Origin of the sequence: Nocardia sp. MDA0666, assembly GCF_003023875.1 — a bacterium.
GTDB lineage: Bacteria > Actinomycetota > Actinomycetes > Mycobacteriales > Mycobacteriaceae > Nocardia > Nocardia aobensis.
Genome location: NZ_PYHT01000010.1, coordinates 42,033 through 67,338, shown reverse-complemented (window position 1 = coordinate 67,338; position 25,306 = coordinate 42,033). Strand labels below are relative to the sequence as shown.

Here is a 25,306-nt window from a genome sequence, read left to right as displayed (position 1 = left end):
GCGGACTGCATTTTCGCCAGCTGTGTGCTGTACCTCACAGCATCCACGATTGCGCGCAATGCGCAAGTGTCAACACGCGGACTGCGCAGAATGCTCGATGTGGAGGGGGTGAGGACTGTCATACTGCGTTACATGCCCAGTGGTGAACCCGCTCCCGCGACAATCGACGCCACCGACGCCCGGCTGCTGCTGGAACTGGTTGCCAACCCTCGTGCCACCGGGGTGGAACTGGCCACGCGACTGGGGCTGTCTCGCAATACCGTGCAGGCCCGGCTGGCCCGGTGGGAGGCCGCCGGTGTGCTGGCCGGATTCGAGCGGCGCGTGGACCCGCGCGCCCTCGGTTACCGGCTGGCGGCCTTCGTCGCGGTGGTGGTCGATCAGCATCGGCTCGCCGACGTGGTGGCCGAACTCGCCGAGATACCCGAGGTCACCGAGGTGTGCGGCACGACGGGGCAGACGGATCTGACGGTTCGTGTGGTCGCGCGCGACGCCGACGATCTGTACCGGATCACCGGCGCGATTCTGAAGATCGCGGGTGTGCAGCGCACCAATATGGCCCTGGTGATGCAGCAATTGGTCGGGCCGCGCACCGCGCCGCTGCTGCAGCGGCTGGCCGGAGCCGACGAGTCGGCAGCGCCACGACAGGACGCGGGACGACAGGACACCGGGGAGAATTCGGTCCAGTTCCGGCGTACTGGCCGCTGACGGCAGGGCCAGCCGCCCGCGAAGATAGCTCGGTGACTGCCACCGCCGATTCCGCATCCCATCCGCCCGACATCGCCGAGGCACAGACAGGCATCCAGGCGGCGGTCGAGAGCGAGCATGGGCCCGGCGGTACCGGACAGGCGATGAGCGCCGGGATCATCGCCGCGCTGGTCGGTTTCACCAGTTCGTTCGCGGTCGTGCTGGCCGGGCTCACCGCCGTCGGCGCGACCCCGGCACAGGCCGCCTCGGGTCTGCTGGCGGTCTGTGTGACGCAGGCGGTGGGCATGTGGATCCTGAGCCGGCGCTACCGCATGCCGATCACCCTCGCCTGGTCCACTCCGGGTGCGGCGCTGCTGGCCGGCGCCGGCGCGGTGACCGGTGGCTGGCCCGCGGCGGTGGGAGCGTTCGTGATCACCGGGGTATTGATCGTCCTCACCGGATGCTGGTCACGGCTGGGCCGGCTGATCACCGCGATCCCGGTCGAGATCGCGCAGGCCATGCTCGCCGGTGTACTGCTGCCGCTGTGCCTGGCGCCGCTGCGGGCGCTGACCACCTCGAGCGCGGCGGTGGTGGCGCCGGTGCTGGTGGTGTGGGTGGTGCTGCAGCGGTACGCGCAGCGGTGGGCGGTGCCCGGCGCCTTCGTCACCGCGGTGGCCGGGGCGGCGATCGCGATGGTCGCCGGACATCGCTCGATTCCGGCCGGCGATCTGGTGCCGAAGCTGGAAATCACTGTGCCGCACTGGAGTTGGCAGGCGATCATCGGCATCGCGATTCCGCTGTATGTGGTCACGATGGCCGCGCAGAACATCCCCGGCGTGGCGGTCATGAGCTCGTTCGGATATCGGGTGCCGTGGCGGGCATCGATGACGGTCACCGGGCTCGGGACCATCGTGGGTGCCCCGGCGGGCGGGCATGCGATCAACCTGGCCGCGATCAGCGCGGCATTGGCGGCCGCGCCGTCGGCCCACCCCGACCCGCGCCGGCGCTGGGCGGCCACCATGGCCGCCGGCGGGTGCTACCTCGTGCTGGCTCCGGCCGCCGCGGCGCTGGTCGCGCTCGCCGCCGCCGCACCCGCCGGTGTGCTGGAAACCGTTGCCGGACTTGCCCTCCTCGGCACCTTCGCCGCCGCGCTCACCGCGGCGCTCGGGGTCGCCGAACATCGTGTCGCGGCCACGGTGACGTTTCTGGTCTCGGCCTCCGGGATAGCGGTGTTCGGCATCGGCGCGGCGTTCTGGGCGGTGGTCGCGGGCCTGGTCGTGCGATGGATGCTGACCCGCCGGGACGCGCCGGTGTCGTAGGCTGACACCTGTTCGCGTCACGGGTACATCTGTTGACTGAGGAGCCGGGCTTGACCGCGGTACTGATCTCCCCCGAAGAACTCCGGAAATCGCTGGCGGACAGCGGGAGCCGGGTGCATCTGCTGGATGTGCGATGGGCGCTGGGCGATCCCGACGGGCCCCAGCACTATCTCGCCGGCCACATTCCCGGCGCGATCTTCGTCGATCTCGAGACCGAGCTGGCCGCGCCGCCGTCCCCGACACACGGCCGCCACCCGTTGCCGACCCTCACCCACCTGCAGAAATGCGCCCGCAGCTGGGGGCTGTGCAGCGGGGAGCCGACGGTCGTCTACGACGCCACCGGCGGGATGGCCGCGGCGCGGGCGTGGTGGCTGCTGCGCTGGGCGGGCGTGCGCGACGTGCGCATTCTCGACGGCGGCCTGCCCGCGTGGGAGCGGGGCGGCGGCGATCTGGCCGTCGGCACCGAACCCGATCCGAAGCCCGGCGACGTGGTGCTCACGCCCGGCAATATGCCGGTGGTGGAAGCCGACGAGGTCGCGGGCTGGCGGGGCGCGCTGCTGGACGCGCGAGCCGGGGAACGCTACCGCGGACAGGTCGAGCCGATCGACCCGCGCGCCGGGCACATCCCGGGCGCGGTGAGCGTGCCGACCGCGGAAAACCTCACGCCCGAGGGCACTTTCAAGACCCCGGACCAGTTGCGGGCGCGGTTCTCCGATCTCGGTTCCGGCCCGGTGGCGGTCTACTGCGGTTCCGGGGTGACCGCCGCCCACCAGATCGCGGCGCTGTCGGTCGTGGGAGTGTCGGCGGCGCTGTATCCGGGTTCGTGGTCGCAGTGGTCGTCGGATCCGGAGCGTCCGGTCGCCACGGCGCTGGATTGACGCGAATCAGCCCACGGCCCCCGCTGCGAGGGCCGCGCGCCAGTCACCGTATTCGCTGATGTCCTTCCCGTCGGCGGCGGCGGTCCCGTCACATCCGAACGCGGTATGCCAGGTGCCGTCATCGAGTTCGACGGCGCCCAGTTGCATCGGCGCCGGCAGTGCGGCGAGGAAGCGGCCGAGGGCAGCGGGGGAGAGCAACCAGCGTTCACCCGCGACCGACACACCACCCTCGCAGCGGGTCACCGCGGGCTTCGGCGGCGTGGTGTCCAGGGCGGCGAGGCGATAGGCCGCGGCCGTGCGGACGGGCCCAGCCCACCGCGCGCCGAGCGCATGCAACTGGTGTTCCAACGGCTGGCCCCGCAGATGCGCCCCGAACACGATCAGCTCACACACCGGCGCGACCGCCAGCGGCCACGGCCGCGTGATCTCCGCATCGCCGGTGATCGACACGGCGATGTCCAAGGCCACCGCATCCTCGAACGGCCGCGCGAAAACCGTGACACCGAAACAGGATTCGCCCGCCATCCCGGCGGGCACGGCCACGGCGCACAGATCGAACAGATTGCAAAAGTTCGTGTAGGTGCCCATGCGGGAGTTGACCCCGATCGGATCCGCCTCGACCTGCGCGATGGTCGGATGCATCGGGGCGGTCGGCGCGAGCAGGGCATCGGCCCCGCCCAGGCTGTCCATCGCGAGCGCGCGCAAGCGCTCGAGCTCGGCGTGGTCGGCGACCAGCCGATGCGCCGGAATCCCGCGGGCGGCGCGGACGATGCTCGCGACGGTCGGATCGACCGCATCCGGATGTGTCTCGATGAATTCACCTACCGCGGCGTACCTTTCGGCGACCAGCGCCCCGTCGTAGAGCAGCCGGGCCGCGGCCAGGAACGGCGCCGGGTCGATCTCCACGATGGTCGCCCCGCGCCGGCGGAGCGCGGTGACGGTCCGGTCGAACGCCGCCCGCCACACCGGATCCAGTTCCGGCAGTTCGGCGAAGATCGCGACGGTCGGGCGCGGCGGCGCCGCCAGCCGGGTATCGGCGGGCCAGGCGCGTGCGGGCGCACCGGCGGCCATCACCCCCATCGCCTGATCGGCGCGCGCCGGGTCGGCGGCGAAGATCGTCACGCAATCATAGGAACGGCAGGCCGGGACGACTCCCTCGGTGGAGACGACTCCCACGGTCGGTTTGATGCCGACGATGCCCTGCAGCGCCGCCGGTACGCGCCCGGAACCCGCGGTATCGGTGCCGATGGCGATATCGGCCGCACCGGTCGCGACGGCCACCGCCGAACCGGAACTCGAACCGCCCGAGATGAATTCGGGACGGCGCGAGTCCGAGACGGGACCGTACGGCGAGCGGGTGCCGACCAGACCGGTCGCGAACTGATCCATATTGGTCTTGCCGACCACGACCACACCCGCGGCGCGCAGGGCCGCGACCGCGGGCGCGTCGCGGTCGGGTAGGTAGGCGTAGTCCGGGCAACCGGCGGTCGTCGGCAGGCCCGCGACATCGACGTTGTCCTTGACGGCCACCCGCAGACCCGCCAGCGGACCGGTGGCGTGCGGACCCGGGTCTTCGGATCGATGAATCCAGATGCTCATATCGGACTCCTCATCCTCGTTCGTGCAATTCGCCCGCCGCCTGCCACGAATCACGCTCGGCGGCAAACGCTTCCGACTGCACGGCGCGGAAGTCGGCGATGGATTCGGCGTTGGCGGACAGGAAATCGCGATATTCGGCGAGCCGGAATTCGCCTTCCTCCGCGCGCAGTGCCCCGCGACCGCGAGCGAAGTCGGCGCGCAGGTCGAGCAGTTCCTCCGCGGACACCGGATACCAGCGGATGCGATCGAAATACCGCAGCAGCCAGGGATCCTCGGCATCGCCGGTGGAGCGGTGGTTCCACACCTGTGTGGTCCGGCCGACGAACTGGTATCCGCCCGGACCCTCCATGCCGTAGATGCACAGGTAGGCGCCGCCGATGCCGACCGCGTTCTCCGGCGTCCAGGTGCGGGCCGGATTGTATTTGGTGGTGACCAGGCGATGGCGCGGATCGGTCGGGGTCGCGACCGGTGCGCCGAGGTACACGTCGCCGAGGCCGAGCACGAGGTACTCGGCGGCGAAGACCGTATCGAAAACATCTGCCACCGTGGACAATCCGTTCATCCGGCGAATGAACTCGATATTCCAGGGGCACCACGGCGCATCGGCCCGCACGCCGTGCATGTAGCGGGTGATGGCCTCGCGCGTGGCCGGATCGTCCCAGGACAGCGGCAGGTGCACCGTCCGGCTCGGCACCACCAGTTCCGTGGCCGGGGGCAGGGCGGATTCGGCCTCGCGCAGCAGTCGCAACAGTTTCGGCGTGGCCAGCCGGTCCGGATCGAAACGCACCTGGAGCGAACGGATTCCGGGTGTCAGCTCGGTGATCGCCGGCTCGGCGTATTCGAGCAGATGCCGGTGCAGGGCGTGGACGCGGGCGCGCAATGCGAGGTCCAGCGTCATATCACCGTATTCGACGAGGACGCCGTCGTCGCCGGCGCGGCGATAGGTGACGGTGGTGGTGTCGTCGGCTTCGGCGCGGGCCAGGATGCCGTCGTCGCCGTCACCGCCGTCGGACAGCACGATCGGCCAGTCGGCTCGCCGGGCCGGGCCCAGGGCGCGGACCGAGGCGGCGCGCTCGGCGCGCACCGGGACGAAGCGGACGGTGTCACCGGGACAGAGCTGCCCGAGTTTCCAGCGCTCCGCGGCGACAACCGTGACGGGACAGACGAATCCGCCGAGGCTGGGGCCGTCCGGACCCAGCAGGATCGGTGTATCACCGGTGAAGTCCAGGGCGCCGATCGAATAGGCGGTGTCGTGGATGTTCGAGGGGTGCAGTCCGGCCTCGCCGCCGTCGCTGCGCGCCCAGTGCGGTTTCGGCCCGATCAGCCGCACCCCGGTCCGATCGGAATTGAAGTGCACCTCGTAGTCGGTGCCGAGGATGGTGTCGATATCGGCCCGGGTGAAGAATTCCGGCGCGCCGTGCGGGCCCTCGGTGACCGCGAGTTCCCATCGGCGCGTCAGCACCGGCTGCTCGGCCATCGGCACCCCGGACCCGATTGTGCCGGTCGGCTCGCCCAGGGGTAACCGGTCGCCGGCGCGAAGAGCGGCACCGGTGCCGCCGCCGAATCTGCCGAGTGTGAAAGTGGCCGTGCTGCCGAGGTATTCGGGCAGGTCGAGGCCGCCCTCGAACAACACATAGGTCCGCATACCCGGTCCCTGCACGGCGCCGACATCCAGCGTGCCGCCCGCGGGTACCTCGACGGTGCGCCACTGGTGTACGCGCTCGCCGTCGACGGTCACCGTCGCGGGCGCACCGGTCACGCACACTCGGGTCGCGGTGCGGAATCGCAGCGCGGGCCCGGCGAGGGTGCATTCGAGTCCGGCCGCCCCCTCGTCGTTGCCCAGCGCCCGATTGCCGAGTCGGAACGACAGATCGTCCATCGGTCCCGACGGCGGGACGCCGACGTGCCAGTAGCCGACGCGACCCGGCCAATCCTGCACGGTGGTCAGCATTCCCGGCCGCGCCACCTCGATGTCCGTGGCGTCGGAATCCAGAGTCGTTGTACTGGTGTCGATCGCGGTCGCCGCCGTCATTGCGTCACCACCATCCGTACCGGCGTCGGATCGAATCCGTTGCAGGGGTTGTTGATCTGCGGGCAGTTGGAGATCAGGACGAGGGTGTCGATCTCGGCACGCAACGTCACCGACTTACCCGGCGCGGAGAGCCCGTCGACGATGCCGAGGGTCCCGTCGGCCTCGACCGGAACGTTCATGAACCAGTTGATGTTCGAGACCAGATCGCGTTTGCCCAGGCCCCAGCGCAACGCCTCGGTGAGGAAGTTCTCCACGCAGGCGTGCTGATGGCGGGTGTGGTGGCCGTAGCGCAGGGTGTTGGATTCCTGCGAGCACGCGCCGGCGATGGTGTCGTGATTGCCGACCTCGTCGGCGACCACGGTCATCAGTGCCGTCCCCGATTCGGCACGGAGCACGCTGCCGGTGGTCAGGAAGATGTTGCGCTGGGCGGCGACGGTCGCCTGGGCGCTGTAGCGGTCGGCGTGATCGGCGGCCGAATAGAGCAGGCAGTCCACCGCCTGGTTGCCGTTCAGGTCGATGATCTGCCACTGCTGACCCGCCCGGACCACGGTCGACCACGGTGCGCAGGCGGCCACGGTCTCGTCCAGGACGACGGTGCGTTCGGTAACGGTGGTCATGCGATCGCCTCCGGATCGTGTGCGGCCAGCCAGGCCTGTTCGGTGTTCTCCACGGCCCGGCGATATTCCGGCTCGGTGCCGGCGTCGTTCGGCTCCGCGGTGCCGCGCCAGGCGACGACGTCCAGTGCCGTGGCGGGCCGGTCGTCGAGTGGATGGGTGCCGTTGGCGACGAGCACGGTCAGCGGCAGGTGGATCAGCAGTTCGACCGAGCGGCCCGGACCGGCGCTGCCGGTGGCGGTGAGGGCGCCGTCCGCGCCGACGCGCACCCCGCGGAACAGCGCGACGGACGGGCCGATATCGCGCGGTGTGAGACCGTGTTTCGCGCCCGCGACCCGCAGTGCCTGTCGTACCCGAGGTGTCGGTCCGCACAGCGTGTCGTGGTGGCCGGACGTGTCGGCGACGATCGTGGCGAGCACGCGCCCCTGATCCGACAGCAGCGGATGGCCCGGGCCCGGATAGGCCTGCCACGGCACCTTGATGGTGTCGGCGACGTTCAACCGTTCCCACGGCGCCTCGGCCCGCAGGAGCAGCAGGTGGGCGCCGGCCGCGCCGTCCGGATCGGCCAGCCGGAGCCGGGTACCGCGGGCGAGTACCGCGGTGGTGTAGCCGTTGCCCGGAACACGTTGGGCGAAGGTGACTTTCGCCGGATCGAGGCCCTCGGGCAGATCGGGACCGGCGACGGTCGCGGCCGCGGCTTGCGCTCGCGCGTGGTCGCGGGCCCCGACGGTGGAGGCGGTTGTGGACATGATGTCTCCTCGCAGAGTCGGATGGGAATGTCGCTCAGGCGGGTTGCGGTGCGGGCCGGGCTTCGGCGGCCGCGACGCGGGGGGTGACGATGCGGTGCACCACCGCGCCCACCGCGACGGTCAGGAGCAGGAACAGCGGTGCGGCCCAGAGCATCCACCAGCCGCCGCCGGCCGGCGTGTACACCTCCGCGCGCGGCCAGGCCAGATTCACCGCCATCGCGATGCCCCACACCACCGCCGCGATGTTCACCGCGATGCCGTAGCGGCCCAGCGAGAACAGGCCGGGTTCGGCGGCGGGCAGCCCGCGCAGCCGCCGGATCAGCAGCGGGACGGTGACCAGCAGATACGCCACGTACAGCGTCACGATGCACACGCTGGCCAGCGTCGCGAACAGCGCGGCGTTGCCGAGGTTCACCACCAGCAGCGCCACGGCCAGCACGCCGATGATCACCGCGGGCAGGATCGGGGTGCCGAAGCGCGGATGCACGGCGGCCAGCCGCGACGCGAACGGCAGACGGCCATCGCGGGCCATCGAGAAGATCAGTCGCGAACCCGCGGTCTGAATGGCCAAGGTGCACACCGTGATCGCCACCGCGACACAGCACAGCAGCACGGTGCCGGCCGGACTGTCGAGTTTGGCGGTGATCACGTAGGCCAGTCCCTCGGTGGCCAGGTGGCCGTCGCTGATGCTGGGTGCGGCCATCAAGGCACCCAGCAGGAGCAGGCCGCCGCCGAGGGCGGAGGCGGCGAGCGCCAGCAGGATGGTGCGCGGCGCGACCCGGCGCGGATTCTTCGTCTCCTCGGAAAGCTCTCCGGCGGAATCGAATCCGACCATCACATAGGCGGCCATCAAACCGGAGACCAGGAACGCCGCCCAGTACGGGCCGGGCGCCGCCTGGTCGGTCTGCAGCACCACATCGGCGCCGCGTTCGGTATGGGTGAAGAACAGAGCGATGACGGCGAGCACGCCCACGATCTCGACGGTGACGCCGATCGAATTGATCCGAGCCATCAGATCGATGCCGATCACATTGATCACCGTGGTGATCACCAGCAGCACACTGCCCAGCAGAACGGCGTTCGCCGCCCCGTCGGTGGAGGTGAGCGCGGTATCGGTGCCGACCAGCTGGAAACCGCTCCAGATAGAGGGCAGCACGACCTGCAGCGCGATGGCGGCCGCGGCGGCGGTGACGATCTGCGCGATGATCATCATCCAGCCCGCGAACCAGCCCACCACCTCACCCGCGAGCCGGCGTGACCACTGGTAGATGCAGCCCGAAATGGGATAGCGCGCGGCGAGTTCCGCGAAATTCAGCGCGACGAGGAACTGGCCGGCGAACACGATCGGCCAGGTCCAGAAGAACGCGCCCCCGCCGAATCCGTAACCGAATCCGAAGAATTGGAAGATGGTGGTGAGGATCGAGACGAAGGAGAATCCCGCGGCGAACGAGGCGTAGCGGCCGAGTTTGCGATGCAGTACCGGCTGATATCCGAAGCGTTCGAGATCGGCGCTGTCACCGGTCGGGGATTGGGAGGGTGGATCGAGTGCAATGGCCATGGGGCGGTCCTTCGGCGTGGCGGCCAATATCTATCAGGTGACAGTTTTGCGGGCCGGATCGCGCTTTCGGTGACGGCTGTGTATCGCTTGCGGTAACCCGCGTAACGTCTGCGTTGCGGGTATTTCTGTCGAGTGACAGATATTTCACAACCGCAGGTGGGATGCGGTGCGCGGCCCTGTGCCGGTCCGCGGGGCGGGGACGGTGGCAGGATGAGGCGGTGACACACCTGGGGCCGGGCCGTCCTCGCGTCGATCAGCGCAGCCGTCGCGGGCGGACGCCGCGCGCCGAAATCCTCGACGCCGCAGCGGAATTGTTCACGGCCAACGGCTACGGCAGCACATCCACCCGCGGTATCGCCGATGCGGTGGGTATCCGGCAGGCCTCGCTCTACCACCACTTCGCCGCCAAGGACGACATCCTGGACGCGTTGCTCGCCGAAACGATCACCGGCGCACTGGAATTGGCCGAGCGGTTGCGTGCCGAACCCGAGCCGGCGGCGGTCCGGTTGTACGCCCTGGCCCGCGCCGACGTGCGCCAGCTGTGCGCCGCCAAGTGGAATCTCGGTGCCCTGTATCTGCTGCCCGAACTGCGCAGCGACCGATTCGCCGACTTCCGGAGCCGCCGCGCCCGGTTGCGCCGCCACTACGAGGAGCTCGCGGCGGCGGCGATCGAGACCGCGTCCACCGGCGTCCCCGGAGCCCACGTGCTGCCTTTCCGAATGGTGGAGACGGTCATCAACATTCGCTCCGACGAGGGCGCCGCACCCGATTACGCGGAAACCACCATCCCCGACGCCGCGCTGCGCCTGCTGGGCGTCACCGACGACCCGGCCGTGCTGCGCGCTGCCGCCGAGCGGCTACTCCGGCGACTCGACGCGGGCGAATAGCCGCCTCAGGGACATCGCCCGGCGATCCGAGCCAGTGCGGTGTGGTCGGCTGCGGTGATCGGCAGCCGGTACTGCGCCGCGGTGGTGAGGTACTTTCCGGCGTAGAAGCAGTGATAGGCCCCGGCGGGTGGCAGCCAGTCCGCGGGTGTGCGATCGCCTTTGTCCATATTGGCCGGGCCGTCGACGGCCAGCAGGTTGAATTCGATGTCGTTGGCGAAGCGCGCCCGCTGTTCGGGCGACCAGGCCGCCGCACCCATATCCCAGGCGGCGGCCAGTGGGTAGACGTGGTCGATCTGCACCTCCCGGGCCCGCGCCTTGTCGAAGGTGATCGAGCGGCCGGTGTACGGATCTCGCAATGTGCCCGCGAGAACCACGCAGTCGCGGGTACCCGGCCGGAATCTCACCTCGCGCAACTGCCGGGCCAGCACGCCGTTGCGCGAATCGCATCCGTCGTGCCCACCCGGCCCGTCCTGATCGTCCGACCACGCCGGCCCGAACACACATCCGTGCCCCGCCCCGCAGTCCCGGTCGTACCCGCCCGGATGCGGCCGTCGCGCCACCACGGCCACCGCGCCCAGCAACTGCTCGATCCGAGCCCGGCTCGGACTCCCCGGCGCGGGGTCGGGCCCGCCGACGATCCCACACCCCGTCATAGCCATGACCACGACAACCACCGCTGCCCACCCCGCCCGACGTCCCCACCGCATACCCCAGATCTACCTGCCGCGCCCGACAACTTCGGTGCCGAAGGACCTGCACGGGGTGCGTTCGTGCGATACGCCCGGATCGGATGACACTGCAGCCGCGTGACCGCCTCCGTCGCGTCGGCCACGACAACACCGGGTGCACGCGCATCGCCCTGCCGCTGTGTGGACCCGCGCGCGGTCACACCCCGCCACCGGCCACGACCTGGCGTGTCGGTGGCGGCTGATTGGATGTAAGGCATGCTGCACGGTTTGTGGTCGCCGGGGTCGGGGTTGGTGCTGTGGCGCCTGCCCGAGTCGGTGGCACGACCGGAGGAGGAGGCATTCGGCGAACTGCCCGATCCGCTGGGGGCGATCGCGCGGTCGGCGCGATTCCGGCACCGGGTGCGGGTACTGGTGCCCGGGGAAGCCGGACCGGAAGTGGTCGAGGTGCGCGGGCATGCCTTGGCGCCGGAGGTGGCCGCCCGGGTGCTCACCCAAGCCCTGCCGGAGACGGCGGTGGCGGCGGATCTGCGTTTTCTCGCCCATGTGGCCCGCGGACTGCGGCGGTGGGTGCGAGCCGGGCGCATCGTGCCCGAACTGCATCGCGCCGACGGCGAGTGGTGGGTGCGGTGGCGGCTGGTGGGCGGGCAGCGGCAGCGGGCTTGGCTGGCCGAACTGGCGGCCGCGATGCCGCCCGCGCTGCGGGTGCCGGATGCCCGGTCCGCGGCCTCGATCCTCGAGGACTTCGTCACCGAACTCGCCGACCCGCTCGTCCGGCTCGAGCTGAGCGTCCGGGAACCGTCGCATCCGCTGACGGCCGCGCTGGTCGCGGAGGTCCCGCTGGAATCGGGATCGCATCGGGTGGCCTCGGTGCTCGACGAGTGGCGCGCGAGTCTCACCGTCGGCGAGCCGGAACTGGTCCTGCGCCTGCTCGAACCGGACGACGATCCCGACGACGATCCGCAGGGGGTCGACGCCCTGTGGCGGCTGGAAGTCTGCCTCCGGTCGGAAGGCGAAGCGCCGCAACCGGTTCCGATCCAGGGAGACCCGGCACTGATCCGGCTCGCCGGGGAGAAGGTGGCCGCCGCGGTCCAGGCCTACCCGCGGCTGCAGCAGGTCCCGCGCGACCCGTACGGGATGGATTTCCTGCTCCCGACGTCGGTCGTGCAGGAGCTGGTCGCCCACGGTGCGCACGAATTGCGTTCGGCGGGCGTGCATCTGATGCTGCCCCGGGCGTGGCGCATCGTCTCGCCGAGTATGCGGTTGCGGGTACAGTCCCCGGCCGCCACCGACACCGCCGTCGGACTCAGCGGATTGGTCTCCTATCGCTGGGAACTGGCCCTGGGGGATACCGTCCTCACACCGGCGGAGATGGGCCGGCTGATCCAGGCCAAATCGGATCTGGTGCGGTTGCGCGGCCACTGGGTGCAGGCCGACCAGCGCAGCCTGGCCGCGGCCGCCGCCTATCTGGAGGGCAAGGTCGACGAACGTCCGGCGACGCTGACGCAGCTGCTCGGCGAGATCGCGGCCACCCAGGTGCGCCAGGTTCCGATCGAGGAGGTCACCGCGACCGGCTGGGTCCGGGAACTGTTCGACGGTGTCCACTCCGGCGACCCGGTCGACCCGCCCGCCGGCCTGAAGGCCCAGCTGCGTCCCTACCAGCTGCGCGGCCTGTCGTGGCTCGCGATGATGAACCGTCTCGGTTGCGGCGCCATCCTCGCCGACGATATGGGCCTCGGCAAGACGGTGCAGGTGCTCGCGTTGCTGCTGCACGAGAACGAAAGCGCCGCAACGGATTCCGTTCCGGGGCCGACCCTGCTGGTGTGCCCGATGTCGGTGGTGGGCAACTGGCAGCGCGAAACCGAGCGCTTCGCCCCGGGATTGCGGGTGCTGGTCCATCACGGTTCGTCGCGCCGCTCCGGCGCGGAATTCGATGCGGCTGTGGCCGATTCCGATCTGGTGCTGACCACCTACGCGCTACTGGCGCGCGACGTGGAGGAATTGAAGCGCCAGCCCTGGGAACGCGTCGTTCTCGACGAGGCGCAGCACATCAAGAACGCCGCCACCCGCCAGGCCCGCGCCGCCCGCGCGATCCCGGCCCGGCATCGGCTGGCGCTGACCGGAACTCCGGTGGAGAACAGGCTCGAGGAACTGCGGTCGATCCTCGATTTCGCGGCGCCGAACGTGCTGGGCAAGCCGTCGGAATTTCACGCGCGCTTCGCGGTGCCGATCGAACGCGAACACGACGAGAACGCGGTCAGCCGCCTGCGCGCCGTCACCGCGCCGTTCGTCCTGCGCCGGGTGAAAACCGATCCCTCGGTCATCTCGGATCTGCCGGAGAAGTTCGAGATGACGGTGCGCGCCAACCTCACCGTCGAACAGGCCGCGCTGTACCAAGCGGTCGTCGACGATATGCTCGCGCAGCTGAAGGCCTCGCGCGCCACCGGTTCCGGCGCGGTGAACATGGCTCGCCGGGGTGCGGTCCTGGCCGCGCTCACCCGGCTCAAACAGGTGTGCAACCATCCCGCGCACTTCCTCGGCGACGGGTCGGCGCTGCTGCGGCGGGGACGCCACCGCTCCGGCAAGCTGGCCCTGGTCGAGGATGTGCTCGAATCGGTACTGGCCGAGGGGGAGCGGGCACTGCTGTTCACCCAGTTCCGCGAATTCGGTGATCTGATCACCCCGTATCTGAGCGAGCGGTTCGGCACCGCGATCCCGTTCCTGCACGGCGGCGTCGCCAAGAAGCGCCGCGACGGGATGGTGGAGCGCTTCGCCGACGCCGACGGGCCGCCGATCATGGTGTTGTCGCTGAAGGCGGGCGGTACGGGACTCAATCTCACCGCCGCCAATCATGTGGTGCACCTGGATCGCTGGTGGAATCCGGCGGTGGAGAACCAGGCCACCGACCGCGCCTTCCGCATCGGCCAGCGCCGCGATGTGCAGGTGCGCAAACTGGTCTGTGTCGACACCATCGAGGAGCGCATCGACGATATGCTCACCGGCAAACAGGAATTGGCGAATCTCACCGTCGGCACCGGGGAGAACTGGATCACCGAACTGAGTACCGACGAATTGCGCGACCTGTTCATGCTCGGCGCCGAGGCGGTGGGTGAATGAGTCCGGCACCCGAGTATCCGGTTCCCGATTTCAGCGTCTACGGCAAGCGCCGCCCGGTGCGCGGCGGCGTCGAACCTCGAAGCCGCCGTGGGTCTTTCGCCCGATCCTGGTGGGGCCGCGCCTTCCTCGAAGCCGTGGAGCAGGTCGCCGACGCCGGCCGGCTCTCCCGGGGGCGCACCTACGCCCGCTCCGGACAGGTCGTCAACTACCACATCGAGCCCGGCGCGGTGGCCGCCGAGGTGCAGGGCAGTCAACCGCGGCCGTTCACCTCCGTGCTGACACTGCGGGTGTTGCGTGACGACCGGTTGGCGGAGCTGGTCGGGCAGGTCCGCGGCACACCCGGCATGCTCGCCCAGCTCGCCTCCGGCGCCCTGCCGCAGGAGCTCGGCCCGCTGTTGTTGCCCGATACCGCCGCCGAACTCGATTTCTCCTGCACCTGCCCGGACGACGGCTGGCCCTGTAAACACGTCGCCGCGCTGTGCTACATCGTGGCCGAACGCCTCGACGAGTCCCCGGCGATCATGCTGACCCTGCGCGGCCTCGACCTCGACACCCTCATTCGCGGAGTGCAGGAGGACAGCGGCCCGACGGTCTCCGATGACATCTACGGGGAGAACGTGGTCCTGCCCGACCTGCCGGCGCCGCAGTTCCGTGCGGCGATCGAGGACCTCGATCCGATTCCCCTGCGGCAGGCGTTGCGGATGACCAGTGAGGACGAATCGGTCGCCGAGGCCGGTATGCGGGAACTTCGCGCCCTCTACCGGGCCCTCGAGAGCTCCGGCTAGCCCATATGCTGGCGTGGTGCCCGAAGATCCCGTCGACGATCTCGATGCCGCGGTGGCGCTGCGGCGTCCGGTGCGCCGGGTGGTGTCGCTGGTCCCGTCGCTGACCGAGGCCATCGCGGTGAGCCGCCCGGAGTTGCTGCTCGCCGCCACCGACTGGTGCACTCACCCGCCGGAGCTGGCGGTGGAACGGGTGCGGGGCACGAAGAACCCGAATCTGCGCCGGATCGCCGAACTGGCGCCGGATCTGGTGGTGTGCAATCAAGAGGAGAATCGCCGCCTCGATGTCGAGCGAATGCGGGAGGCGGGAATTCCGGTATGGGTCACCCGGATTCGCACCGTCGACGAGGCCTTCACCTCGATGACTCGGCTGTTCGGCATCGCCCTGGGCGGTGCGGTGCCGTCCTGGCTGACCCGGGCCCGCGCGGTCTGGTCCGAGCCCGCGCCGACCCCGCCGATCGATGCGGTGATCCCGATCTGGCGCAAGCCGTGGATGGTGGTCGGCCGCGACACCTTCACCGCGGACCTCGCCGGTCGCCTCGGTCTGAACCTCGTCCACGCGACGGGACCGGAGCGCTATCCCACGGTGACGGAATCGGAACTGGTGCACGGCGTTCGGCTGGCGGTTCTGCCGGACGAGCCGTACGTGTTCACCGCGACCGACGGTCCGGAGGCGTTTCCGGACATCCCGGTCGCCCTGGTGAGCGGCCGCGACCTCACCTGGTACGGCCCCTCGCTGGTCGAGGCGCGCGAGCGGCTGACCGCTCAGCTGGCCCGCGTGGTCGGCAGCTGAGCCGGGACCTGTTCGAAGGTGTAGTCGCCCAGATCGAAATGCGTTGCGCGCCAGGCTGCTTCGACGGTGCTCATCGGTTTCAGCGGCACATCGCCGTGCTTGTCGAAGTAGTAACTGTTCGAGACCGCGCAGCTGTCCTGCCAGAAGACCTGTCCGCCGCGGCGTTCCAGCATCTCCCGGAAGTACCGCTCGTTGGCCGCCGCGGTGACCTCGATGCGGTGGGCGCGCTTGCCGCGCGCATGCCGTAGCAACCGCAGGATGTGGGAGGTCTGCATCTCGATCAGCGTGAAATACGACGAGCCGTTGTATCCGTAGGGTCCGATGATCGAGAAGAAGTTGGGAAAGCCCGGCACACTGACGCCCTCGTAGGCCTGCAGGCGGTTCTCGTCCCACCACTTCTCGAGGTCACGGCCGCCGACCCCGGTCATGTCGAAGGTCGGCATATTGCCCGATTCCATGACCTTGAAGCCGGTCGCGAGAATCAGCACATCGGCCTGATATTCGGTGCCGGCCGCCGTGCGCACGCCGGTGGGGGTGATCTCGGCGATCGGATCGGTTTCCAGCGTCACGTCGTCGCGGTTGAAGGTCGGCAGGTAATCGTTGGAGAAACCCGGCCGTTTACATCCGAGCGCATACCGCGGAGTGAGTTTGTCCCGGACCACCGGATCGTGCACCTGGCGCCGCAGATGGGCCAGTCCGGAGCGCTCGCCGAGTTTGGCCAGGGGCAGATTCGAATAGTAGTGCGCCGACAGCGGGAAGGTCAGTTCGACGAACGCCTGGCTCGCAAGTCGCGAAATCGCTTGTCCGCCGGGCAGATACCGCAGCGCCCAGCGGGCGGGTGTGGGCAGCGCGGTGTCCGGCCGCGGCAGGCACCAGATCGGCGTGCGCTGGAAGACCGTCAGCTCGGCGACATCCGGAGCGATCGAGGGAATGACCTGCACGGCCGACGCCCCGGTTCCGATGATCGCCACGCGCTTGCCGCGCAGGTCGCGGTCGTGGTCCCAGCGCGAGGTGTGCATGGTGAGACCCGAAAACGATTCCACGCCAGGGATATCCGGTAGCTTCGGCCGGGTCAGTACACCGGTCGCGCCGATGACGTAGCGCGCGGTCAGGGCTTCCCCGTCGCCGGTGCGCAGCGTCCACACCGAGGCGTCCTCGTCGAATTCCGCGGCGGTGATCGTGGTGCTGAACCGGATGCGCGGTCGCAGCCCGTATTTGTCCACGCAGTGTTCGGCGTAGTCCTTCAGTTCGCGGCCGGGTGCGTAGATGCGCGACCACCGCGAACTCTGCTCGAACGAATATTGATAACTGAACGAAGGGATGTCCACGGTGATGCCGGGATAGGTGTTCCAATGCCAGGTGCCGCCCACGCCGTCGGCGTCGTCGACGATCAGGAAGTCCCGGAAACCGGCCTTCCGCAAGGCGATCGCCACCCCGATACCGGAAAATCCGGCGCCGACGATGATCACTTCGTGGTCGATGGCCATGACTGCTCCCGTGCCGTCCTCGGCCAGGGCACCTGTCTGGCCGCACCTGCCACCAATTAACCGCGCGGTGGCCGGGATGTCAACGCCCGGTCGTCTCAGGCCGGACCGTAGGCCCGCAGAAAGGCATCGGCGGCGGCGTCGGCGATCTCGTCCAGTTCGGCCGGTTCCACGGCGCGGGTGCCCAGCCGGGAACGCGCCTCGAGCGGTCCGGTCAGGAGCGCGAGGAAATGTTCGGCGGCGAGTTCGGGATCGCATCGGCGCAGCCCGCCCGAGAGCGCCAGCCGCGCGAACCGGTCGGCCAGGGTCTGCGCCTGGCGCTTGTCGATGCGTCCCCGCGCGGCCGGTGCCTTCGTCACCTGGTGCTGACCGTGTAGGAACGCACCTAGCTGCGCCTGGCGCCATGCGCCGGACCGCGTCGGTCGAATCGGTCTCGTTCTCGGCGGTCGGCCAGGCGCTGCTCACCGCCCCGGAGGCCGGGTACACCCACGCCTATACCGTCGGCATCGCGGATCTGGCGGCCCTGGAGCGGTACATGCACGATCCGGTCCATCTCGCCGGTGACCCGGAAATCATTCCGCACCTGGCGAAGCTGCATATCGGCCCCGATGTGTCCGACGATCCGGACCCCGAGTTGAGCGCGAAGATCATGGCCGTCAACGACCGCAAACTCGCCATGTACCCGGAGTGGAAGGAACTGATGGCGACGATTCCCGAACTGCGCTTCGGCTGAGACCGCCACCACCGCCGCGCACAAAATCGCCTGGGAGACAGTGCAAGTGGCGTGCCGTCGACCTCAGGCCAGCAGTTCCGCGTCGATGCCGTAGGTGCGCTGGGCGTTCGTGCGGAAGACCTGCTCGAGTTCCTCGGCGCTGCCGTCACGGTCGGCCAGGACGTCGATCACCGCTTGGGCGCCGTTGGCGATACTCGTAATCGGTTTGTCCACAGGGTAATTCGAACCCCAGATGAGCCGCTGGGCGCCGAAGACGTCGAAGGCGTGGTGCAGCAGCGGCGCGGTGCGGTCCAGCAGTTCCGAGACCGTGGTCGGAATTCCCCGGACCGGCACCGGGTGGCCGAGGATCGGCATGGCCAGCCCGCTGACCTTGGCCATCACATTGGGATGTGTCGCGAGCGTGGCGATATCGTCGCGCCACTGCACGAACAGTTCGCGGCGCCGGCCCGGTTGGGTGCCGGTGTTCTTGCCGACCGGGCCGAATATCCCGGCCGGCGTGCCGAGGTGGTTGAGCACGATGGTCACCTCGGGATAGCGCCGGGCCAGGGCGGTGACCTGCGGGAGCTGATGCGAATAGACCCACGCCTCGAACGACAGCCCACGTTCGGCCAGGACCGCGAAGCCGTCGAGGAAGGCCGACTCGGTCAGCGCGCCCTCGGCCCGGCAGAACGATCGCACTCCGGGATCCGGATGATGGGCGACCATGGTGCGGATGCCGCGGAACAGCGGTGACGCGGACTGATGCTTGTCGATGAGCTCGGCGAATCCGGGCGCCGCCGGATCACCGCTGCCGATGATCGCGCCCAGGGCCGGAGTGTCGACCCCGAAGGGCAGGCTGGCCACCCAGCGCGTCTCGTCGGCCTTGGCGTCCGGTGCCCGCCCCGCCCATTCCACCTCGATGTGCACCAGCGCCTCCACCGGCACCGCACCCAGATCCTCCCGGTAATCCGCGGGCAGATACGGCCGCAGATACGCATCGGGAATTCCGACGAAATCGCGGTCCCGTTTGGGAGCCAGCCGTGCGGCCTTGTCGACCGGCACCGGCACGAACCGGAACAGCTTCGCCAGCATGCTGAAATCCCGCGGGGTGTTCAGCGGATCCCATTGATGGATATGTGCGTCCACAACGCTGATACCGGCGAGGTCCATGGCGCCCTTCCGTCGCGTTCGACTGTCCGCTCTCCGGCATTGTCACACGCCCGCACACACCGGCGGGCCACATCCGAACCCTTGTCACACATTGCGCCGGTATTGCCCGCCGACGGTGAAGAAACAGTCGGTGATCTGCTGCAGAGTGCATACCCGCGCCGCGTCCATCAGCACGTCGAAGACATTGTCGTCGCCGCGTGCGGCGGCCTCGAGCCGGGCCAGGGCCGCCTGCGCCGGCTCGCGGTGCGCGGTGACGAATTCCTCGGTGCGCCGCAGCTGCGATTGTTTCTCGGCCTCGGTGCCGCGGGCCAGCTCCAGCACCTGATGGGTTTCCCCGTTCGGATTGCGGAACGTGTTCACTCCGATGATGGGCAGCGTGCCGTCGTGTTTGCGGTGTTCATAGCGCATCGATTCGTCCTGGATGCGCCCGCGCTGATAGCCGGTCTCCATCGCGCCCAGCACCCCGCCGCGTTCGCTGATCCGCTCGAATTCGGCGAGCACCGCCTCCTCCACCAGATCGGTCAGCTCGTCGATCACGAAACTGCCCTGCAGCGGATTCTCGTTCATCGCCAGGCCCCATTCCTTGTTGATGATCAACTGGATTGCCAGGGCGCGCCGCACCGATTCCTCGGTGGGGGTGGTCACCGCCTCGTCGTAGGCATTGGTGTGCAGGCTGTTGCAGTTGTCGTAGATGGCGATCAGGGCCTGCAGGGTGGTGCGGATGTCGTTGAAGTTCATTTCCTGGGCGTGCAGCGACCGCCCGGAGGTCTGGATGTGGTACTTCAACTTCTGCGAGCGATCGTCGGCGCCGTATTTGTCGCGCATGGTGACCGCCCAGATCCGCCGGGCCACCCGCCCGATCACCGAATACTCCGGGTCCATGCCGTTGGAGAAGAAGAAGGACAGATTCGGCGCGAAATCGTCGATGGCCATGCCGCGCGCCAGATAGGCCTCGACATAGGTGAATCCGTTGGCCAGCGTGAACGCCAGCTGACTGATGGGATTCGCGCCGGCCTCGGCGATGTGATAGCCGGAAATCGACACCGAGTAGAAATTGCGCACGCCGTTGCGGACGAACCATTCCTGGATATCGGCCATCATGCGCAGGCTGAATTCGGTGGAGAAGATGCAGGTGTTCTGCCCCTGATCCTCCTTGAGGATATCGGCCTGCACGGTGCCCCGGACCGTGGCGAGGGTGCGGGCACGCAGGCCGGCCGCTTCGTCGCCGCTCGGCTCGCGCCCGTTGTCCTCCCGAAAGCGCTGCAGCGCTTGATCTATCGCGGTATTGAGGAAGAAGGCCAGAATCGTCGGCGCCGGACCGTTGATGGTCATCGAGACCGAGGTGCTCGGCGCGCTGAGGTCGAAGCCGTCGTAGAGGGCCTTCATATCGTCGACGGTGGCGATGGAAACGCCCGAGGTGCCGACCTTTCCGTAGATATCGGGGCGCGGGGCCGGATCGTGGCCGTAGAGCGTCACCGAGTCGAACGCGGTCGAGAGGCGTTTGGCCTCGGCATGTTCGGAGAGCACCTTGAATCGCCGGTTCGTGCGGAACGGATCGCCCTCACCGGCGAACATGCGGGCCGGATCCTCGTTGTCGCGCTTGAACGCGAACACGCCGCCGGTGTACGGGAATCGGCCCGGCAGATTCTCCGATCGCAGGAAGCGCAGCAGCTCACCGTGGTCGGTGAAACGCGGCAACGCCACGCGCGGGATCGAGTTGTCCGACAAAGTGGTTCGTCGCAGCGGAGTGCGAATTTCGCGGTCACGGACGCGGACCACCTGTTCCTCACCGCGATACGACTCCACGGTGGCGGGCCAATCCCGCAGCAGCGCAGCGGATTCCGGGGTGAGTTCCTCGCTCGCGCGCGCGAGTAGTGCGGACACCGTTCGCCGCGCGGCGGAAATATCCTCCGGCGCAGGGGTATTCGTGTCCGCCGAATCGTCGGCAGCGCCCGCCGGTAGTTCCGCCAGCACCTGCTCGAAGCGCTGTACCCGCTGCGCCGCCGCCACCTGCCGTCGCGTCTCGGCATGGTAATCGCGGACGGTCTCGGCGATCTCGGCCAGATACCGCACTCGTCCCGGCGGGATGATCTGCGCGAAGCGGGTGGAGGCCCGGGTGTCGACCCGCGGCAGCACGCCGGTCTCCAGCGGTAGGCCGCGCGCACCGAGCAGCCCGGCCAGATGCTGGTAGAGCGCGGTCACCCCGTCGTCGTTGAATGTCGCCGCGCTGGTGCCGAATACCGGCATGTCCTCCGGCGCCGACCCGAACGCCTCCCGGTTGCGCACGAGCTGGCGCGAGACGTCCCGCAACGCATCCTCGGCGCCGCGGCGCTCGAACTTGTTGATGGCCACCACATCGGCGAAATCGAGCATGTCGATCTTCTCCAGCTGCGAGGCGGCGCCGAACTCCGGCGTCATCACATACATCGAGATGTCGACGTGGTCGATGATCGCGGCGTCGCCCTGGCCGATACCCGGCGTTTCGAGAATCACCAGATCGAATCCGGCCGCCTTGCAGGCCAGGATCATCGCGTCGATATTGGTCGGCAATTCGTGCGCGCCGCGGGTGGCCAGCGACCGGAAGTAGATGTGCTCGCTGTCGAGCGAGTTCATCCGGATGCGGTCACCCAGCAGTGCGCCGCCGCCGCGGCGCCGGGTCGGGTCCACGGCGAGAATCGCCACCCGCAGTTTGTCCTGCTGATCGGTGCGCAACCGCCGCACGAGTTCGTCTGTGAGCGAGGACTTTCCGGACCCGCCGGTTCCGGTGATGCCGAGCACCGGCACGGTCCGGCCGGCGGCCGCGGCCCGCAGTTCGTCCAGATGCGCGGCGGGCAGCGCATCGGCCTGCAGGCAGGTCATGGTGCGCGCCAACGCATATCGTTCACCGGCGAGTACCGCCTCGATCGCGGCCGGTTCGGTCGACAGGTCCACGTCGCAGGCGCGGACGAGTTCGTTGATCATGCCGGGCAGGCCCAGGCGCTGGCCGTCCTCGGGGGAGAAGATGCGCACTCCCGCCGCCGCCAGCCGTTCGATCTCCTCCGCGACGATCACGCCGCCGCCACCGCCGAAGATCTCGACATGCCCCGCCCCGGCTTCGCGCAGCGCGGACGCCAGATATTCGAAGTATTCGACGTGCCCGCCCTGATACGAACTGACGGCTACACCCTGCACGTCCTCGGTCAGCACCGCGTCGACCACCTCGTGGACCGCGCGGTTGTGGCCGAGATGAATCACCTCGGCGCCCTGCGACTGGAGGATGCGCCGCATGATGTTGATCGCCGCGTCATGGCCGTCGAACAGGGCCGCGGAGGTGACGAAACGTACGGGATGAACCGGAACGTGCAGGTCGGCCATGTAATCCTCCACCAGAGGCCGGCGCGGGACCGCCGGGCGCCTACGCTTGGCGTCCCGATAGTAGGACGTCAAATCAACTGTACTGTGATGCGGACCACGGCGCCATTGGTGGCGTGAATCACATGACTTCCAATACTTGGATGTCCAACTATAGGATGGCCGCATACTGCCTCGGCTCCGGCGTGGGAGGCATCGACCGCATCGAGAACAGGACTGGCATGGTTCGCGAACTGACTCATTTCATCGGCGGGCAGCAGGTGCCCGGGACCTCCGGTAACTTCGGCGACGTCTACGACCCCAGCACCGGACAGGTGCAGGCGCGGGTGCCGCTGGCGAGTGTGTCCGAGGTCGAGGGCGCGATCGCGAATGCGGCCGAGGCGCAGCGCACGTGGGCCGCGTTCAATCCGCAGAAGCGGGCCCGGGTGCTGATGAAGTTCGTCGCCCTGGTCCAGGACGAGATGGATTCGCTGGCCGCGCTGCTGTCGAGCGAACACGGCAAGACCATCCCGGACGCCAAGGGCGATATCCAGCGTGGGCTCGAGGTGATCGAATTCGCGATCGGTATCCCGCACCTGCTCAAGGGGGAGTACACCGAGAGCGCGGGCACCGGGATCGACGTGTACTCGATGCGGCAGCCGCTCGGAGTGGTCGCCGGCATCACCCCCTTCAACTTCCCGGCCATGATTCCGCTGTGGAAGGCCGGACCGGCGCTGGCCTGCGGTAACGCCTTCGTGCTCAAGCCGTCCGAGCGCGACCCCTCGGTACCGCTGCGGCTGGCCGAACTGTTTCTCGAGGCCGGGCTGCCGGCCGGTGTGTTCAACGTCGTCAACGGCGACAAGCTGGCGGTCGACACACTGCTGAACGACGAGCGGATCAAGGCCGTGGGCTTCGTCGGCTCCACCCCGATCGCGCAGTACATCTACGAGACCGCCACCGCGAACGGCAAGCGCGCCCAGTGCTTCGGCGGCGCCAAGAATCACGCGATCGTGATGCCGGACGCCGATCTCGACGATGTCGCCGACCAGTTGATCGGCGCCGGCTACGGCTCGGCGGGGGAACGCTGCATGGCCATCTCGGTGGCGGTGCCGGTCGGCGAGGAGACCGCGGATCGGTTGCGCGCCAAGCTGGTCGAGCGCATCGGCAAGCTGAACGTCGGCCGCTCCGACGATCCGGGCGCGGACTTCGGGCCGCTGGTCGGTCGTGACGGTGTGGACCGGGTGAACAACTACGTCCAGATCGGTGTCGACGAGGGTGCGGAACTCGTGGTCGACGGCCGGGGTCTGAAGGTGGCGGGCGCCGAGGACGGATTCTTCGTCGGCGCAACACTTTTCGACCGGGTCACCCCGCAGATGCGGATCTACCGGGAGGAGATCTTCGGACCGGTGGTCGCGATCGTGCGCGCCGCCGATTACGAGGAGGCGCTGCGGTTGCCGAGCGAGCACGAATTCGGCAACGGCGTCGCGATCTTCACCCGCGACGGTGACACCGCCCGCGATTTCGCCGCGCGCGTGCAGGTGGGCATGGTCGGGGTCAACGTCCCGATTCCGGTGCCGATCGCGTATCACACCTTCGGTGGCTGGAAGGCGTCCGGCTTCGGCGACCTGAACCAGCACGGTCCCGATTCGATCCGCTTCTACACCAAGACCAAGACGGTCACCCAGCGCTGGCCCCAGGGCCTGCGGACCGCGCCGGCCGCGGACGCGGGTGCCGATCACTTCGTCATCCCGACGATGGACTGATCGATGTTCGTACTCGACGAGGACGAACAGGCGATCGTGGACACCGCGCGCGGCTTCGCCGACGAGCTGCTCGCCCCGAACGCCTTGGAATGGGACGAGCACAAGCACTTTCCGGTCGATGTGCTGCGCAAGGCCGGCTCGCTCGGCATGGGCGGCATCTACGTCGGTGAGGATGTCGGCGGTTCCGGATTGCGCCGCGTGGACGCGGTGCGGATCTTCGAACAGCTCGCCACCGGATGCCCGGCGATCGCGGCCTACATCTCCATCCACAACATGGCCGCGTGGATGATCGACAGCTACGGCACCGAGGCTCAGCGCAATCGGTGGTTACCCGGGCTGACCTCGATGGATCTGCTGGGCAGTTATGCGCTCACCGAACCGGGAGTCGGCTCGGACGCGGCGGCCCTGAGCACCAGGGCCGTTCGCGACGGCGACGACTATCTGCTCACCGGGGTCAAGCAGTTCATCTCGGGCGCGGGCAGCACCGATGTGTACGTGCTGATGGCGCGGACCGACGATGCCGGTTCGCGCGGCATCTCGGCGTTCATCGTGCCCGCGGATACGCCCGGACTCTCCTTCGGCGCCAACGAGAAGAAGATGGGGTGGAACGCGCAGCCGACCCGGCAGGTAATCCTCGACGACGCCCGGGTGCCGGCGGCGAATCTGCTCGGCGGCGAGGGTAACGGCTTCCGGATCGCGATGAACGGCCTCAACGGTGGCCGGCTCAACATCGCGGCCTGCTCGCTGGGCGGCGGCCAGACCGCGCTGGACCGGACCGTGGCGTATATGGCTCAGCGCACGGCATTCGGGGCCCGGCTGCTCGACAATGCGGCACTGCAGTTCGACCTGGCCGATATGCGCACCTCGCTGGAGGCGGCGCGGACCCTGCTGTGGCGGGCCGCGGCCGCGCTCGACGCCGATGCCGCCGACAAGGTGGAGCTGTGCGCGATGGCCAAGCGCTTCGGCACCGATGCCGGATTCGAGGTGGCCAACAAGGCACTGCAATTACACGGCGGCTACGGCTATCTGGCCGAGTACGGAATCGAGAAGATCGTGCGCGACCTGCGCGTGCACCAGATTCTCGAGGGAACCAACGAGATCATGCGGGTCGTGGTGGCCCGATCGGTGGTCGGCGCGGCATGAGCGGAT

20 protein-coding genes are annotated in these 25,306 nt (G+C 68.9%); 10 read left to right on the top strand and 10 right to left on the bottom strand.

Going from position 1 to position 25,306, the window contains the following annotated elements; translation table 11 throughout:
- Positions 1-132 precede the first annotated feature (132 nt).
- The 3 genes from C8258_RS16210 to C8258_RS16200 all read left to right on the top strand — a co-directional run bounded on the left by C8258_RS16210 (position 133) and on the right by C8258_RS16200 (position 2,881).
- Positions 133-705, top strand: a complete 573-nt coding sequence (locus C8258_RS16210) for an Lrp/AsnC family transcriptional regulator (protein WP_106955889.1) — start codon at positions 133-135, stop codon at positions 703-705.
- Positions 706-848: 143 nt separating this feature from the next.
- Positions 849-2,003 carry a benzoate/H(+) symporter BenE family transporter gene (locus C8258_RS16205; RefSeq protein WP_106955979.1) on the top strand — a complete coding sequence of 385 codons (1,155 nt, stop codon included), beginning with the start codon at positions 849-851 and terminating at the stop codon, positions 2,001-2,003.
- 62 nt (positions 2,004-2,065) lie between these two features.
- Complete coding sequence (locus C8258_RS16200) at positions 2,066-2,881, top strand: sulfurtransferase (protein WP_106955978.1); 816 nt, start codon at positions 2,066-2,068, stop codon at positions 2,879-2,881.
- Positions 2,882-2,887: 6 nt separating this feature from the next.
- Here the strand turns inward: C8258_RS16200 and atzF are convergent, their stop codons facing one another.
- Genes atzF through C8258_RS16175 form a run of 5 tightly spaced genes read right to left on the bottom strand, consistent with a single transcriptional unit; the run spans position 2,888 to position 9,433 of the window.
- A complete protein-coding gene (gene atzF, locus C8258_RS16195; protein WP_106955888.1) occupies positions 2,888-4,480 on the bottom strand; it encodes an allophanate hydrolase in 1,593 nt (530 codons plus the stop codon).
- Positions 4,481-4,490: 10 nt separating this feature from the next.
- Positions 4,491-6,512 carry a 5-oxoprolinase/urea amidolyase family protein gene (locus C8258_RS16190; protein ID WP_106955887.1) on the bottom strand — a complete coding sequence of 674 codons (2,022 nt, stop codon included), beginning with the start codon at positions 6,510-6,512 and terminating at the stop codon, positions 4,491-4,493.
- Positions 6,509-7,129, bottom strand: a complete 621-nt coding sequence (locus C8258_RS16185) for an urea amidolyase associated protein UAAP2 (protein WP_106955886.1) — start codon at positions 7,127-7,129, stop codon at positions 6,509-6,511. Before C8258_RS16185 ends, C8258_RS16190 begins: the two co-directional genes overlap by 4 nt.
- On the bottom strand, positions 7,126-7,875 hold the full coding sequence (locus C8258_RS16180; RefSeq protein ID WP_106955885.1) for a DUF1989 domain-containing protein: 750 nt from the start codon (positions 7,873-7,875) through the stop codon (positions 7,126-7,128). The genes C8258_RS16185 and C8258_RS16180 overlap by 4 nt, the downstream gene beginning before the upstream one ends.
- A 34-nt stretch (positions 7,876-7,909) precedes the next feature.
- A complete protein-coding gene (locus tag C8258_RS16175; RefSeq protein WP_106955884.1) occupies positions 7,910-9,433 on the bottom strand; it encodes an amino acid permease in 1,524 nt (507 codons plus the stop codon).
- Between the two features lie 218 nt (positions 9,434-9,651).
- Between C8258_RS16175 and C8258_RS16170 the strand changes: the two genes are divergently transcribed.
- Complete coding sequence (locus C8258_RS16170; RefSeq protein WP_233225132.1) at positions 9,652-10,320, top strand: TetR/AcrR family transcriptional regulator; 669 nt, start codon at positions 9,652-9,654, stop codon at positions 10,318-10,320.
- Between the two features lie 5 nt (positions 10,321-10,325).
- On the opposite strand, the gene C8258_RS16165 is transcribed toward C8258_RS16170, so the two are convergent.
- Complete coding sequence (locus tag C8258_RS16165) at positions 10,326-11,027, bottom strand: HNH endonuclease family protein (RefSeq protein WP_106955882.1); 702 nt, start codon at positions 11,025-11,027, stop codon at positions 10,326-10,328.
- Between the two features lie 237 nt (positions 11,028-11,264).
- Between C8258_RS16165 and C8258_RS16160 the strand changes: the two genes are divergently transcribed.
- Genes C8258_RS16160 through C8258_RS16150 form a run of 3 tightly spaced genes read left to right on the top strand, consistent with a single transcriptional unit; the run spans position 11,265 to position 15,698 of the window.
- A complete protein-coding gene (locus tag C8258_RS16160) occupies positions 11,265-14,123 on the top strand; it encodes a DEAD/DEAH box helicase (RefSeq protein ID WP_106955881.1) in 2,859 nt (952 codons plus the stop codon).
- On the top strand, positions 14,120-14,908 hold the full coding sequence (locus C8258_RS16155) for an SWIM zinc finger family protein (RefSeq protein WP_036498490.1): 789 nt from the start codon (positions 14,120-14,122) through the stop codon (positions 14,906-14,908). The genes C8258_RS16160 and C8258_RS16155 overlap by 4 nt, the downstream gene beginning before the upstream one ends.
- 16 nt (positions 14,909-14,924) lie before the next feature.
- Entirely contained in the window at positions 14,925-15,698 is a 774-nt protein-coding gene (locus C8258_RS16150) for a helical backbone metal receptor (RefSeq protein ID WP_106955977.1), read from the top strand.
- On the opposite strand, the gene C8258_RS16145 is transcribed toward C8258_RS16150, so the two are convergent.
- Positions 15,671-17,185 carry an NAD(P)/FAD-dependent oxidoreductase gene (locus C8258_RS16145; RefSeq protein ID WP_106955880.1) on the bottom strand — a complete coding sequence of 505 codons (1,515 nt, stop codon included), beginning with the start codon at positions 17,183-17,185 and terminating at the stop codon, positions 15,671-15,673. The two genes, C8258_RS16150 and C8258_RS16145, sit on opposite strands and share 28 nt — an antisense overlap.
- A gap of 95 nt (positions 17,186-17,280) precedes the next feature.
- Positions 17,281-17,541: a TetR/AcrR family transcriptional regulator C-terminal domain-containing protein gene (locus C8258_RS32900; protein WP_233225131.1), complete on the bottom strand. Its 261-nt coding sequence runs from the start codon at positions 17,539-17,541 to the stop codon at positions 17,281-17,283.
- A 44-nt stretch (positions 17,542-17,585) separates the two neighbouring features.
- On the opposite strand from C8258_RS32900, the gene C8258_RS16135 reads away from it, so the two are divergent.
- Complete coding sequence (locus C8258_RS16135) at positions 17,586-17,915, top strand: Dabb family protein (RefSeq protein WP_199195725.1); 330 nt, start codon at positions 17,586-17,588, stop codon at positions 17,913-17,915.
- A gap of 63 nt (positions 17,916-17,978) precedes the next feature.
- Here C8258_RS16135 and C8258_RS16130 read toward each other — a convergent pair whose 3' ends face one another.
- Together C8258_RS16130 and icmF are read right to left on the bottom strand one after the other, a co-directional pair.
- A complete protein-coding gene (locus C8258_RS16130) occupies positions 17,979-19,064 on the bottom strand; it encodes an amidohydrolase (RefSeq protein ID WP_036498497.1) in 1,086 nt (361 codons plus the stop codon).
- 84 nt (positions 19,065-19,148) lie between these two features.
- Positions 19,149-22,418 (bottom strand): fused isobutyryl-CoA mutase/GTPase IcmF, encoded by a 3,270-nt coding sequence (gene icmF / locus C8258_RS16125; protein WP_106955976.1) that lies wholly within the window; start codon positions 22,416-22,418, stop codon positions 19,149-19,151.
- A gap of 218 nt (positions 22,419-22,636) precedes the next feature.
- Here icmF and C8258_RS16120 point away from each other — a divergent pair, with 218 nt between their 5' ends.
- Together C8258_RS16120 and C8258_RS16115 are read left to right on the top strand one after the other, a co-directional pair.
- Positions 22,637-24,157, top strand: a complete 1,521-nt coding sequence (locus C8258_RS16120) for a CoA-acylating methylmalonate-semialdehyde dehydrogenase (RefSeq protein WP_106955879.1) — start codon at positions 22,637-22,639, stop codon at positions 24,155-24,157.
- Between the two features lie 3 nt (positions 24,158-24,160).
- On the top strand, positions 24,161-25,300 hold the full coding sequence (locus tag C8258_RS16115; protein WP_106955878.1) for an acyl-CoA dehydrogenase family protein: 1,140 nt from the start codon (positions 24,161-24,163) through the stop codon (positions 25,298-25,300).
- Positions 25,301-25,306 lie beyond the last annotated feature (6 nt).